This is a genomic window from Candidatus Woesearchaeota archaeon, from assembly GCA_018675335.1.
Lineage (GTDB): Archaea > Nanobdellota > Nanobdellia > Woesearchaeales > UBA11576 > JABJCP01.
The window spans coordinates 1-13,506 of record JABGYH010000005.1 but is presented as its reverse complement, the minus strand read 5'-3'; the positions used below and the strand labels follow the sequence as shown (position 1 = coordinate 13,506).

Annotated in this window: 18 protein-coding genes; 9 read left to right on the top strand and 9 right to left on the bottom strand. The window is 31.3% G+C overall.

Annotation, left to right across the window (positions count from 1 at the left end; translation table 11 throughout):
* Positions 1-19 precede the first annotated feature (19 nt).
* From HN587_03380 to HN587_03370, 3 genes are all read left to right on the top strand, one after another.
* A complete protein-coding gene (locus tag HN587_03380; GenBank protein MBT7902880.1) occupies positions 20-1,960 on the top strand; it encodes an adenylate/guanylate cyclase domain-containing protein in 1,941 nt (646 codons plus the stop codon).
* A 52-nt stretch (positions 1,961-2,012) separates the two neighbouring features.
* A complete protein-coding gene (locus tag HN587_03375; protein ID MBT7902879.1) occupies positions 2,013-2,738 on the top strand; it encodes a hypothetical protein in 726 nt (241 codons plus the stop codon).
* Positions 2,739-2,813: 75 nt separating this feature from the next.
* Complete coding sequence (locus HN587_03370; GenBank protein MBT7902878.1) at positions 2,814-3,587, top strand: alanyl-tRNA editing protein; 774 nt, start codon at positions 2,814-2,816, stop codon at positions 3,585-3,587.
* 10 nt (positions 3,588-3,597) lie between these two features.
* On the opposite strand, the gene HN587_03365 is transcribed toward HN587_03370, so the two are convergent.
* From HN587_03365 to HN587_03330, 8 genes are all read right to left on the bottom strand, one after another.
* Positions 3,598-4,248, bottom strand: a complete 651-nt coding sequence (locus tag HN587_03365; protein ID MBT7902877.1) for a TVP38/TMEM64 family protein — start codon at positions 4,246-4,248, stop codon at positions 3,598-3,600.
* A gap of 39 nt (positions 4,249-4,287) precedes the next feature.
* Positions 4,288-4,539 (bottom strand): DNA-directed RNA polymerase subunit K, encoded by a 252-nt coding sequence (locus HN587_03360; GenBank protein ID MBT7902876.1) that lies wholly within the window; start codon positions 4,537-4,539, stop codon positions 4,288-4,290.
* Positions 4,540-4,690: 151 nt separating this feature from the next.
* Positions 4,691-5,470, bottom strand: a complete 780-nt coding sequence (locus tag HN587_03355; protein MBT7902875.1) for an exosome complex protein Rrp42 — start codon at positions 5,468-5,470, stop codon at positions 4,691-4,693.
* Positions 5,467-6,294, bottom strand: coding sequence for an exosome complex exonuclease Rrp41 (locus HN587_03350; GenBank protein MBT7902874.1), 828 nt, complete (start codon positions 6,292-6,294; stop codon positions 5,467-5,469). The genes HN587_03355 and HN587_03350 overlap by 4 nt, the downstream gene beginning before the upstream one ends.
* Positions 6,295-6,306: 12 nt before the next feature.
* Positions 6,307-7,011 carry an RNA-binding protein gene (locus tag HN587_03345; protein ID MBT7902873.1) on the bottom strand — a complete coding sequence of 235 codons (705 nt, stop codon included), beginning with the start codon at positions 7,009-7,011 and terminating at the stop codon, positions 6,307-6,309.
* Between the two features lie 115 nt (positions 7,012-7,126).
* Complete coding sequence (locus HN587_03340) at positions 7,127-7,864, bottom strand: ribosome assembly factor SBDS (GenBank protein MBT7902872.1); 738 nt, start codon at positions 7,862-7,864, stop codon at positions 7,127-7,129.
* A 25-nt stretch (positions 7,865-7,889) separates the two neighbouring features.
* The gene (psmA, locus tag HN587_03335) at positions 7,890-8,615 is read right to left on the bottom strand and encodes an archaeal proteasome endopeptidase complex subunit alpha (GenBank protein ID MBT7902871.1); all 726 of its coding nucleotides are present in this window, start codon (positions 8,613-8,615) and stop codon (positions 7,890-7,892) included.
* A 58-nt stretch (positions 8,616-8,673) separates the two neighbouring features.
* Complete coding sequence (locus HN587_03330; GenBank protein MBT7902870.1) at positions 8,674-9,021, bottom strand: hypothetical protein; 348 nt, start codon at positions 9,019-9,021, stop codon at positions 8,674-8,676.
* A 219-nt stretch (positions 9,022-9,240) separates the two neighbouring features.
* On the opposite strand from HN587_03330, the gene HN587_03325 reads away from it, so the two are divergent.
* The 6 genes from HN587_03325 to HN587_03300 all read left to right on the top strand — a co-directional run bounded on the left by HN587_03325 (position 9,241) and on the right by HN587_03300 (position 12,204).
* Entirely contained in the window at positions 9,241-9,876 is a 636-nt protein-coding gene (locus tag HN587_03325; protein MBT7902869.1) for a hypothetical protein, read from the top strand.
* Between the two features lie 148 nt (positions 9,877-10,024).
* Positions 10,025-10,348, top strand: a complete 324-nt coding sequence (locus HN587_03320; GenBank protein MBT7902868.1) for a hypothetical protein — start codon at positions 10,025-10,027, stop codon at positions 10,346-10,348.
* Positions 10,349-10,372: 24 nt separating this feature from the next.
* Positions 10,373-10,861, top strand: coding sequence for a hypothetical protein (locus HN587_03315; protein MBT7902867.1), 489 nt, complete (start codon positions 10,373-10,375; stop codon positions 10,859-10,861).
* A gap of 13 nt (positions 10,862-10,874) precedes the next feature.
* Positions 10,875-11,240, top strand: a complete 366-nt coding sequence (locus HN587_03310) for a hypothetical protein (GenBank protein MBT7902866.1) — start codon at positions 10,875-10,877, stop codon at positions 11,238-11,240.
* Between the two features lie 5 nt (positions 11,241-11,245).
* Entirely contained in the window at positions 11,246-11,824 is a 579-nt protein-coding gene (locus HN587_03305) for a hypothetical protein (GenBank protein MBT7902865.1), read from the top strand.
* A 29-nt stretch (positions 11,825-11,853) separates the two neighbouring features.
* Positions 11,854-12,204, top strand: coding sequence for a hypothetical protein (locus HN587_03300; GenBank protein MBT7902864.1), 351 nt, complete (start codon positions 11,854-11,856; stop codon positions 12,202-12,204).
* Between the two features lie 26 nt (positions 12,205-12,230).
* Here the strand turns inward: HN587_03300 and HN587_03295 are convergent, their stop codons facing one another.
* Positions 12,231-13,208: a hypothetical protein gene (locus HN587_03295; protein ID MBT7902863.1), complete on the bottom strand. Its 978-nt coding sequence runs from the start codon at positions 13,206-13,208 to the stop codon at positions 12,231-12,233.
* Between the last annotated feature and the right edge of the window lie 298 nt (positions 13,209-13,506).

The following is a 13,506-nucleotide window of genomic DNA, read 5'->3' as shown; positions in this document are numbered from 1 at the left end:
TAAATTAATAATTTGAACAATGAAATTAAACATAAAACATTGCATTGGAATTGCACTATTGTGTTCGATAGTTTTAATTGTACTTTTCTCAATAGGTTTTTTATCACAAATACAACTTAAATTAAGTGATGCATTATATGGTGGAGGTGACGCATTAGACGCCATAGTTATTATTGAAATAGATGATTCTAGTATTAATTCAATTGGTCATTGGCCTTGGAAACGAAGCGTATTTGCAAATCTGATCAATAATATTGAAGATGCTAAAGTTATTGGGGTTGATATATCTTTTTTTGAATCAACTACTCCTGATGAAGACAATAGATTATCAAATGCAATACAAAATGTTAATTTAGTATTACCTTCTGAATTTTTTACGTTTGAAAAAACGGATGATGGAAATTTTGTGGGTGGAAGATTACTCAAACCAATAGAACAATTTTCTAAAGCAGATACTGGATATGTTAATGTTTTAACTGATTTTGATGGTATAACTCGAGCAATAAATCTAGATCTTAGTTCTGACGAAAAAAGTTTTGATGAAGTATTATATTCTAAATTTTGGAATGTAGAATTAACAACCAAACAAAAACAAAAAAGATTTTTAATAAATTATGTTGGCGCGCCTGGAAGTTTTAAAAGTTATTCTGCAAAAGAAGTTCTTGCAGGAAAAATAGCACCTAGCGCATTTAAAAATAAATTAGTTTTAATTGGTGCAACCTCAACAGATTTACACGATTCATATTTTGTACCAACATCAAAAGGCAAAGCGATGCCAGGAGTTGAAATTCATGCAAATATACTTCAAACGTTAATTACAAAAAAAACATTATCAATTGCTCCTAAATTAGTTATCATAAGTTTATTTACACTTGTTTCAATATTAATTGGGTTAGCATTTTTTTATCTGCCGTTAATTTGGACGACAATTATTTCGTTTGTTGCAATATTTGGATATTTATTCGGATCAATTTATTTATTTAAATATGGGTTGGTGATGGATTTAGTTTATGTTCCATTGGCGATTTTACTCACTTACTCTGCTGAAACAGTTTATTTTTATACAACAGAGAAAAAAGCAAAATTGCATTTAAAAGATGCATTTTCAAAATATGTTTCACCAAAACTCGTTCATCAAATAATGCAAAAACCAGATATTTTAAAATTAGGCGGTCAAAAAAAAGAAATAACTGTATTTTTTTCAGATATAAGAGGATTTACGACCATATCTGAAAAATTATCTCCTGAAAAACTTGTGAGAGTTCTTAACGAATATTTAACTGAAATGACTGTGATTGTTAAAGGGCATGAGGGTACTGTTGACAAATTTATTGGAGACGCTGTAATGGCATTTTGGGGTGCACCATTAGAACAAAAAGATCATGCAATTCGTGCTTGTCAAACAAGTTTAGATATGCAGTTTAAGTTAAAAGAACTTAGTAAGTCCTGGAAGAAAAAAGGATATCCCGAAATAAAAATAGGTATAGGATTAAGTACGGGTAAAGCAGTAATAGGAAATATGGGATCTCATTCTCGCTTCGATTATACTGCAATTGGTGATGTAATAAATTTAGGTGCAAGACTTGAAAGTATAACAAAACAATATGGTTCAGAAATTATTATTAGTAAAGATACAAAAAAAGAAATTCAAAATAAATTCTTAACAAGAAAACTAGATCTTGTTGCAGTAAAAGGAAAGAAAAAACCAGTAATGATTTATGAATTAATGTGTGAATTTGAAAAAGCTAATTTAAAACAAAAAACTATTGTTGAAATATATGAAAAAGGATTGGACTTTTATTTGAATAAAAACTGGAAAAAAGCAATTAAAGAATTTACTTATTTAGTTAAAAAATATGGTGATTCTCCCTCAAAAGTATTTATTGAGCGATGTAAACTTTTTATTAAAAATTCTCCTCCAAAAAATTGGAAAGGAGAATGGATTATGAAAAGTAAATAATATAGTTTCTGTTGGGTAAATGTTTATTAATTAAATCATTCTTATTTTTCATATGCCTATATATTTACCATCATCAAAGTTTATTGATCCTAGAGTTATTGCTGATTTTTATACTAGAGCTGCGGATAATGCAAGAGAACAAAGATTTTCTCCTGATGTATTTCCAGTAATTGGCGACTTATCTTTAGGGGAAGTGATGGGTGAATTAAAACGTCATACTGAAAAAGGAATGTGGCATTATCAAAATATTTTGAGATTTTCTAATTTTAAAGTTATATCTTATGTGGAAACTCAAGGAATAAATTCAGATGATTTAAAATCAATAACTTATGTTGATCGTCGACAACCAGATGATTGTGTTGTTTTCGCATGGCAATCTTGGTTAAGAGAAATTGCAACTGATTTTGTACAACCAAAAGTTCATGATCAAACAATAGATGATCTTGTTAGACAGGATCCAATTAATGGGCACAACTGGGCGAGAGTAAATGATCTTAGTAAAAGAAGATTAGATCTTTCCATAACTGAAACTGCAGAATTAAATTCATTAGAACAAGAACTTGATTCTCAAAAGTATTCTCAAACTAAAGCTAAAGTTTTGGCTATACTTACTGATGATAAGTATGAACAACTAATAAACTCAATTCTTGTTCCTGGAACTGATGTTTCATTTAATTATGTATTTGAATCGATACAAATTCAATATTCTGATGCTCCAGCGCTTTATGAAAAATTAGTTGATCTTCATGATGGTTTTGAATTTAAGGATGTAGCATGATAAATAAGTTACTTTTAGATTATCTTAGTAAAATTAATAAATATGAATTCTTATTTAATTGTCAGGTGATTAATTATGACTGAATTATTATACTTAAAAGATTCATACGCAAAAGAATTTGAGGCAACCATTGTAAGTGTGGAAGGTAAATTTATTATTCTTGATAAAACCTTATTTTATCCTCAAAGTGGGGGGCAACCAACAGATATTGGTACAATTAAATTACTCGAAGCAGTAGAAGATTGTGATTGTGAAAGTACTGATGGTGCAACTGATATTCGCGTAGTATTTGCAAAAAAAATGGGGGGAAATGTTAGTCATGAACTAGAAACTGAAGATCATGGACTTAAACAAGGAGATTTAATTAAAGGAATAATTGATTGGGATACTCGATATTTACATATGAGATATCATACGGCATGTCATTTACTTAGCACAATAGTTCATAACGCAACAGGAGCACTAATTACGGGAAATCAAATTGGAGTATTAAAATCAAGAGTTGACTTTGATTTAGAAAACTTTGATCGCGAACAAATTAAATCATATGAAGAAAAAACAAATGAATTAATTACTAGAGAACTTGATGTTAAATGCAGGGAATTACCTCGAGAAGAAGCATTTCAAATACCTTCTGTTCTTAAGTTAAAAAATGTGTTACCTCCATCAATTGAAATTATAAGAATTGTTGATGTTAGTTCAAGTATTGATCGTGGCAATTCTGTAGATATTCAAGCTTGCGGTGGAACACACATCAAAAACACAAAAGAAATTGGGCTAATAGAAATTATAAAAGCTGAAAATAAAGGAAAAAATAATAGAAGAATTGTATTCAAACTTAAAGATTAAAAGAAGTTTTTTATTTCTTTTTTTTATTTGTTTTTCTCATAAAATAAACAAATGCCAAACCTGCAGCTAAAGTTAAAACTGATAAAATAATAAATAATGGTTCTTTAACTGATTTAATTCCGTTGCCTAAATATGCTAATGCTAAACTTCCACTCACATGCCCTAGCATAATTAAGGGAATAAATAATTTAGCATTTAGTTTTGACATTCCTGCTAAATAAGATAATTCATCATCAGGAAATAGCGGTAAAAAATAAGCTAAAAATAATAATGATTTACATTTTTCAAAATAAAAATCATATTTTTTAATTGTTTTAGTCTTGACAATTTTTTCTAATATTTTTCTACCATATTTTTTGCCCAAATAAAATGCAATGATGGTTCCAATAACTCGTCCTATCCAATTGTATATGAATCCTGCCCAAGTTCCAAAGATGAATCCTCCTGCAATTGATACTGCATAATGGCTGAATGGGGTAATAATTACTTGTAAGATTTGTAAAACAATAAAAACTACAGGCGCTAAGTAACCAAAAGATAAAACAAAAGAACGAATTGATTCTTGGCTAGAAAAAAATGAAGAAGGAAAAATATAACCCAATACAATTAAAATGATTGGGAGTATTGTTAATGCGTACCATAAATATTTTGTTTTTTTCATTTTAAAAATATAAATAATTTAAGATAAAAAAAATTAAACTTATTTTTTCTTCTCTTCTTTAACTGTAGAAGGTAATGGTCTTAAAATTGTCATAGGAATTAAACCTTTATCAAGTTCAATCTTTGCAATCTCGATTGGATCGTATTTGATTTTTTCAAGATCTTCTTGCGTTAATTTAATTAAAAAAGGAGCACCCATAGCAATTTGTAAAGCTCTACTTCCTAAAACTCTCGCTTTTTCAAAACGAGTGATTTTTTCAGTTAATTCAACTTTAACATGTTTTCTTTCCATTTAATCACCTTATGATTGGTTCATAATTAATCTTTAATAAATAAATTTTAATTAAGTTTACGTGTATTTATGATAAAAGATTATTAAAATATAAAAAAATAGGAAAAAATTTAAAAAATTATGCCTTAATTTCTTATGTTTTAAAGTTAATTTAAACTTTAGGCAATAATTTTCTATACTGTTTTGATGTTACTATTGCTAGATCGATCATACTTAGTAATTCTTCAGTTGAAACTGCTCCTGCTCCGCCTTTTTGGAAAGAACAGATAGAATCATCTTCTAAAATACTAACTGTAAGTCTGGAATCATAAACTTTTTCTTCTTGGAATGCTGGATCCACAAGAATATTATCTCCATACTTAAAAACAGTAACTGTTACTGGAATCTTATCAATTGGAAGTTTCTCATCAGTTTTTGTTTTATAATCGATCTTTTCACCATCAAATCCAGGATATTTTGCGTCAAGCAAAGCTGCCATTGCAGCAAGTGCTACTGCGTCATATAAATTTCCTGAATCATTAATAGTACATACATCAACTATTGACATCCAAGATTTTTCACCTTCGACAATACACCATTTTTTGAAATCAATAGCTTCACTTTCACGAATTCCTCGATCAGTAATTCTAGCAAGTTCAATTGAATGAATGTCAGGAGGTCCTGATTGAAACTCTGGACTTGACATAGGATATAATTCACAATTAACCATCATACTACCTTTATTAGGTGTGTCAGGATAAGGTTTCATAACTTCCATTTTTACACCAGATATTACTACTGTTTCCCCAATTGTTACTTTAGCACTTCCTTCAGCGTTTCTTGTAACTCCGAATTCAATACTTATAGGTCTTGTTTCGTTATGTTTACGACCATCAAGTCTAGTATCCTGTTGTAATAACTTTCTTACTTCTTGTCTTAATTCACCATTCATTGTGCTTCACCTCCTAAATCATCGGTTTTTGCATTTGGCTCAGTTACAGGTGCCTCAACTTTTGGTTTTTCAGTTTTTGGTTCTGCTTTTTTAGCAACTTTTTTTGCACTGCAATTTTTTTCAGTACACTCAAATCTTTTCTTAAGTGCTGCTTTTTGAATTGCATTAATTTTATCGCAAGCTCCTTTACCCATTTCTAAAACTTTTGCTACTTCATCTTTTGTAACGGAACCGTCCATTTGGAATAAAGTAAGTTCTTTAGAAATATTGGTATAAGCTATTGCCATGTCTGTTGCGCCACCTTCAAATGCTTCTTCAGCATAATCTAGATCTACAACTAAATCATCCCCAACTTTACCCACTGCTACTGCTGCAACTAAATCTTTCATTGCAATTCCCGCATCTGCAAGAGCAATTGCTGCTGCACAAATTCCTGCACAACGACTACCTGCATCTGTCTGAGGAAGTTCAATAAAAACATCAACAACAGAGTTAGGAAATTCACTCAAATCAATTACTGGGAGTAGAGCGTTTTTTGTAACCATTGAAATTTCTTTACTTCTTCTACTAGGACCAGGTCTTACTCTGTCTCCACTTCCTGAAAATGGCATCATGTTATAATTACATCTTAATACTCCTTTTTCTGGATCTTGTAGAAATTTGGGAAATAATGATCTTGGACCATAAACTGCTGCGTATGCTTCAGTTTTTCCAATCTTAAACCATCCGGAACCATCAGCTCGAGGAATTACTCCTGCTTTTGCTTCCATTGGTCGGATATCTTCGGAATCTTTTCTTCCATCAATTCTTTTTAATGCTACCATAGTTATCACCGTTTATACGTTTTTTCTGTCAGGTCTTAAACCTTCTAAGTATTCTTTGACACGATCAGTTAAACCAGGAAGATGAGCTTCTTTCTCAATCTTCTTCATAGTTGTTACTGCAAGTAATTCGTCGCTAGGATCGTCTCCTTTAATCCAAACTACTCCGTTTTGTCCAACTAGTATTCTACAATTAGTAAATTGTTTAACTAAAGTTACCATTGAACCTTGTTTACCAATAATTCTTGGTACTTTGTGAGTATTTACTTTAATGAAACGTCCACCAGTAAGTTTTCTTAAACCAGGGCCTCTCATAGAAATATCAACTAAATTTTGTGAAGTTACGTTAACAACTTTAGTCATCATGTAATCTCCAATGTCAAAATATTTTGTTAAATCTGCTCCTCTTTCAATAAAGTCAGATGATGCTTCTTTAACTGTTAATACTGCTTCATATGCACTATTTGTGTCAACTCTCCATCCATTCATTAGGATTTCAGTTGTGCAAGCAATAATTGTATCTCCTTTTTTTGGTAAGTATTTACCGCTTAAAGGGAGAATTTTTAGAACTTTTCCATCAATATTTAGAAGTCCTAATCTACCTGCAAAAATTCTATCGTTTTCTCGGTATGTTCCAAAGGAAGGAAGGTAATCCATCCCATTAGCTAATACTTCGCCGGGAACAACCACTGTTTTGTCTTGAATTAATAATTCACTCATATGTATTCACCTTTGTATATTCTTGTATATCTTTCGTTCATCACTTTATTTCTTTAACGTAACTAATATATCTCTCATTTAGTTCAATCTTGTTTTATTTTTTTTATTTAATATTTTAGTTGGAATTGTTTTCATCAACAATATCCACGGTTATTGAACCATGAGTTGAGTTATTTAGTTTATCTAATAACTCTTCTTGAAGCCCTGCTGGAATTTCTAACTTCACAACAAGACTTCCATCACTACCCCAAACTGTTTGAAGTAATGATCCAAAATTTTTCAAAGTTCCGAAACTTTGATGTGCAAATTGTGGTGGAACATGAATTTTAAGAACTAATTTAGCAAACTTAATCGGAATGATTACTCTAAGTTTCTTAACAATATCTTCAACTTGTTCCTCTGCACGTTTAAATTCGTCGATCTTAACTTTTGCCTCTTCCATAGCATTTTCTATTCTTACTGCGGGATGAGGTAATTTTGATTTAGGATCAATTGCATCTCTACGAATCATTTCAACAATTCTTCTTCTTTTTATTTCTCTAAGTTTTTCTCTATGTTCTTGAGTTAATTGTATTTCTCCAGTACTTAGAATTATCTCTGCAACTTTTAATGGTTCACGAGAATTAAATATTGAATTCATAGCAGTTTCTGATGCTAGTTCACCTTTTTTTGCGTCTGCAAAAATTTGTTCTCCTTTTAAAACTTCTTTAATGTCGCCGGTTTTATCATATTTGTATGCAATAGCTAAATCAGCATCAATAACAATTTCAAATGTTTCTCCACCTTTTCTTAATCTTGCTAGGTTGAACGAAACACGTTCTTTATCACAACTTATTGGTCTTCCACCACTCATCATTATCACCTAAAAAATAAAAAAATTATTTTATTTTAAGAACTTTTTCAAGTTCTTTTTTAGTAAACTTTGTAAACTTTCTATCAGCGATTTTAATAAATGCTGCATCAAGACGATCTGAATTAAAATTATCGTCAAGGACTTTTTTCATAGCTTTAATTGCTAATTGTAAGCCTTGTTCAACAGAAAGTGTTTTTTTGTAATCTTTATGTAGAATTTCTTGAATTCCTTCTTCTCCTTCACCAATTGTTACTGCATAATATTCCCAAAAAGTTCCTGTAGGATCTGTTTCGAATAATTTTGGTTTTCCAGTAGGATCAATTCCTGCAACAAGAAGAGAAACACCAAAAGGTCTTAATCCTCCACTTTGAGTACAGATTTGTTTTAAGTCACACATGTTTTTAACAATTGAAAGAATATCAATTGGAGAATCATAAGTTACTCTGTGTTGTTGTGCTTTAAGTTGAGCTCTTTCAACTAAAACTCTTGCATCAGAAAGAATTCCAGACGCAGTAGCACCAACGTGTGCATCAATTTGAAATATTTTTTCAACAGCATCTGCTACAACTAAAGGATCAACTATTCTTTTATCAGTAACTAGTAAAACCCCATCATTACAAATCATACCAATAGCAGTACTTCCTTGTTTAACTGTTTTTTTAGCATACTCTACTTGGAGTAAACGTCCGTCAGGACTGAACATGGTAATCGCACGATCATATCCCATCATTTGATGATTCATTGGTTGCATTTTTATTTTCCTCCTTTGAAATTAAATGTTTTATCATTAAAAATTTTAAATATTATTTTTACGCTGCAATATATTTTCCTTCAGCTTTTTTTAGTGTTCCTGAAGATCCAATAGTTTTTACAATAACATCTTCGTTATCGATTTGTTCTACAACTGCTAGACTTGCTTTTAATTTATCTACAAACTTAGTTGCCACTCGTATCAATCCTCTCTGATTTTTTTTATTATATTTGTCTTCAAGTAGTATAATACCTGCTTCGGAACACCCTAATTCACCTAAGAATCCAGAAAAAACTCGCCAAAATGCTTTAGAAATGCTTTTTACGTCTTTAATAGGCTTATCCGAGATTATTTCATATACGATGTATCTTTTTTTCTCTCTTAAGCTCGGTAAAAGCGGTTTCATCTTTCTTTTCTGTTCAAATAGGTTTTCGGCCTTATATCAACTGAGAAATACCTTGTTCCGTCTATTTCTCTTATCTCTCGCGAATGTTATACATCTTAGAGTCATTTATAAAGCTTACGGTTCTTTATAATATATTTATAATAAGTGTTAGTTATTCGCCACTGGTTGATGGTTACAATATGCAAAAGTTTATAAATCATTAAAAAAAATCATTAAATTATGTCTCAACTCTATACTTTGATGATGGAACATATTGCAGTTTTATTAAAAGAACCGCTGAAAAGAGATGTGTCTCCTGATGAAATAACTCTTCTTTCTGATTTTGGGATGAATAAAGTGGTTTTTTCAATTGATGATGGGCCAACTGAGTTATTGGCAATTGCTTGTCCGCGTTCAGAAGACTATGATCTTTATGGTGAATTCCAATTACTCAAAAAGCTTCATGCAAATGCGGGAGACTTTTTTCCAGAACCTAAATTTTTCTATGAATCCAGTTTAGATAGACTTTTTGCGATGGAGAGATTACCTCAAAAAATGATGAGTGATGTTAAGAAATCGCCTCGTTATGATCAAATTCAATCAGCATTAGCTTTTCAAATTGGTTATGCCATGGGATTTACTTATGGGAAAACTGGACTTTTTACTGAAGAACCTCATGACGGAAACATACTTGCGTCTGACGAGGATATGCCTGTAGTTAAATTAATTGATGCGGCACATTTTATTCCTGGTTCAAAAAGAGATTTGTTTGAAATTGTTTTGAAAACATATGGTTATGAACGTGAAGAGTGCGTAGAAAATCCACGAGAATTTGTTGATGGGCTGACTCGAGGGTACAAAGCAGGCCAAAAATAATTGCATTAAATTTTAATTCTATATATTCTATTAAATTATTCTATTTAGTTATATAACAAATATTGGTTAGTATATAATACTAGTTCTTTTTCATTACTTAGTAATGGTCATTATTTTAATTAGATTATGTTTTAGAGGTAAATAAAAAATGACTTACAAAAATGAAAATTCACAATCGATGATTAAACAAAATAATAACTCAAGTAAATCTTACGCTTTAGCAAATATGGGATTTAGCGGAGTTCAGTTTTGTTGTCTTATTGAAGGAATGTATCAAATTACCCAACAAGACTTAAGTTTTCCCCACATTGGTGCGTTGGCCCTATTTTATGCCGTCGCTAGTGCGTTAAAATCTGCTTATAATGCAGACATAACTGTAGAATTTACTGACAGACAATTAGAATTATCATCTAGATTGGATATGATTGAAAAAAAATTAGAAGATATTTCTGATCGACTTAATGATCCATAAAATTAAATTTAGGAGAATAAAAAAATGACAAGAAGACAATTTTTACAAGACGCAGGAGAATTTGCACTTACATTAACTGGCCTTGCAGGATTAGCACACATAGCACAAGGTTGTGCAGGACCAATGAATCAAGTTCAAAGAAAACTTAAAAAATTATTAAATGAAAATGGATTAACTCTTGACGATACAATGGCGCGTGGAACTAATTCTCAAAACTTAGTTGCTCAGTCTATGGATAAAAGGTTGACAAAATCTCTGAATAGTTTTGGATATGAATTGGACCGAGTTTATAGTTATTGCATCACCGGATTATATGTTGCTGCTTCAAGAGATTATTTGGGCAAACAAGAAAAGGAAGTTTTTGAAATTGAACATATGTCTGCAGCAGTGGCTTCCGAAGGGGAATACGTGTGCATCCAATATGATGTCCCACAAATTAGATTACTAGATTCTAGAGAAAAAATGCTTTTTTTTGAGTGGCAAAAATTGGTTGAAGGAGAATCTACTTTTTAGGAGGAAAAATAAAATGATGAATAAAGAAGAAGGACCAAAAGTAAAATTTACACATGTCGATCCAGTTCGAAGAAACTATGAATTTGAATTTGAAGGACAAAAATATGAATTAACTGGAAACAATGAAAGAGTGCTAGAAGTGCACACTTTAGAAGGTGCTATTGTTGGAAGCGTTGTTGGATCTGCTCGAGGAGGAAATGTTTTTTTAGGATCTAAGTATACTAATAACTTAGGAACATATACAATTCAACCTGATGGTAGCTATTTAATTGCAGATGTAATAACTGAGCATCCTTTAGATCATTTAATGGAAGCTTACGATGCACAACCAGCAGGTGAAAGAGAAAGACCACCAATAATTTTAGAAATGAGAGTATAAAAAAAATGATGCGAAGAAAATTTTTAAGTGATTCAGTTAAGAATGCACTTGCTCTCAGTTGGTTATCAAGTGAAATGCAAGGTTGCGAATTAACAGAAACGGGCAATGAACAAAGATTGGATTTTACAGTTGCAGAACTTTTCGAACATAGATTCAAATTTGAAAGAGGTGGACAAAATTTTGTTTTACAACTAGATGTTACTTCGTTAAGTGAGCACCAATATTTTGAATGGAGTTTATTATCTGGCGAAGAAGAATTGGGTTATCTCACAGGATTCGTGCCAGAAATTGAGACTAAACTTAAGCCTGCACGCATAACTTCAACTACAACTTATATGACCGGGGAGACCATAGTTCATAATAGACCAGATCCTGACAGTCAAATGGATTTTATTGAAGGAACTAATTTTAAAAAATTAGGCGGAATATATGTTAATTCTCGTCCAGATATGGCAATAACCTATGCCGAGGATTCAAAAGGAGAATATGTTGTGGCAGTTTCGAATTTAAAAAATCTTGCGCCAACAATTGAACCAGTTCATCCACTACAATATCTTATTGAACAATGTGTGAGAACAGAATAAAATGATTAATTTATTTACAGGTGAAAAATATGAATGATGAACAAGTTACCGACGAATTTGGACCAAAAATATCTTTTTTAACTGTAGATCCACTTGCAGAAAGATATACTTTTTTGTGTGCAAGCAAAATATATGTGTTAAAAAAAAATATGGCAGGAGGTTGGTCTGCGTTAGATCGTCAAGAAAAAATCTTGTTTGGCTACGCTGGAGGAACACCCTCTCAAGGAACTATTTCAGTAAAATCTAATTCGAGAAGGTATGTTGGAATTTATGATCGAGAAGAATCTGGAGCTTATATTATTAAAGATGATGAATCTCCACAAGGAATTAATTGTCATCCTTTAGATAAGTTAGTAGAAAAAGCATTTGGATTAGAATAATAATTAAATTTTTATTTCTAAATATTTTAACTCCATTTAATTTTATAATTATTTCTATCTGGGGCAGTTGTTTCATACATCATTTTGAATACTTCATCTCCTGACGCATACAAAGTTAATTTTCCCTCAGTCGGATTTGTAACGTCTGCTGTATAAACTGTACCATCAAGAGTTACTTCATTCCAAGCATGTCTTGAATGGGGTGCATCCAAATACATGTTGCCTTTAACGAGACTACTTTTTATTCCTGCTGCTTGACACATTAATTGAAAAATAACTGCTTTGTGTCTACATACTGCTTTATGAATTGTTTGATCGTCCATTCCCTCTGCACGCAAATCATTAAAACAAACTGTTTTGTTGCCTACATCTCTTGCTTTTCTCGTCACAAACCAACCATCATATTGGATGCGGTCATTGATATATTGATTAATTAGTTGAACAACTTTGTGTTCGCCACCTTGAACTCCTAATTCGAATAAATTTTCAATTGCAAATTGTTTTGCTGCAATTAGATAATTTCTTACTTCTCCTTCAACTTTTCTGAACCTAAATTTTTCTCGATCTCCTCTATAAAAATCATCTTCTTTTTGACCCATGTCAGTATATCCATCGGGAAGCCACAAAGGAATTCCTTTTTTAACGTGATCTCCTTCACAGGGGAATAATTTATGATCGAGAATAACTTCAAAGTCTAATGATCTTTTGAGATATCTTTGTTGACGTTCAGGTTCAAAAATCCAACTAATTGCTTCATTCCACAAATGAGTAATATTTGCAGGATCATTTTCAAAACGAGTAAGAACTGTTTCTAATTGGAATTCATTAACTGGTGGTTGTCTTTTTTGTCCATTTGGTTCATCAACCCATTCAAAACAATTTAATTGATTGGGATTTTCGTGAAAAATTGTTAGAACTAATGCTCTTTGTTGGGGGGTTAATTTATCTGGCGTAAATGCTCCTAATATTTCATGCATTTGTACTGCTGCGTGCCTATGTGCCATAAATTCAACCTCAACATAGTCGATTTAGGTGCAGGCATTTATAAATGTTTTGCTTAAGGAGTATTTGCGAGTGGTAACCATTATTTGATCCTCGATATTGTTGATTGGCCAAATATTAACCATTTGAATAATTATAATAAAATAGAATTGATAAAAACAATTATAAAAAAAATTTAAACTGTAAAGTTTGTAAATTTATGATCAATGAAAATGAGAAATTGGTGACAATTAACATAGTATTGAAAATTTACTTTTTTGCTTTTTTATTCTTCAGTATCTAATGACACATTAACAGCTT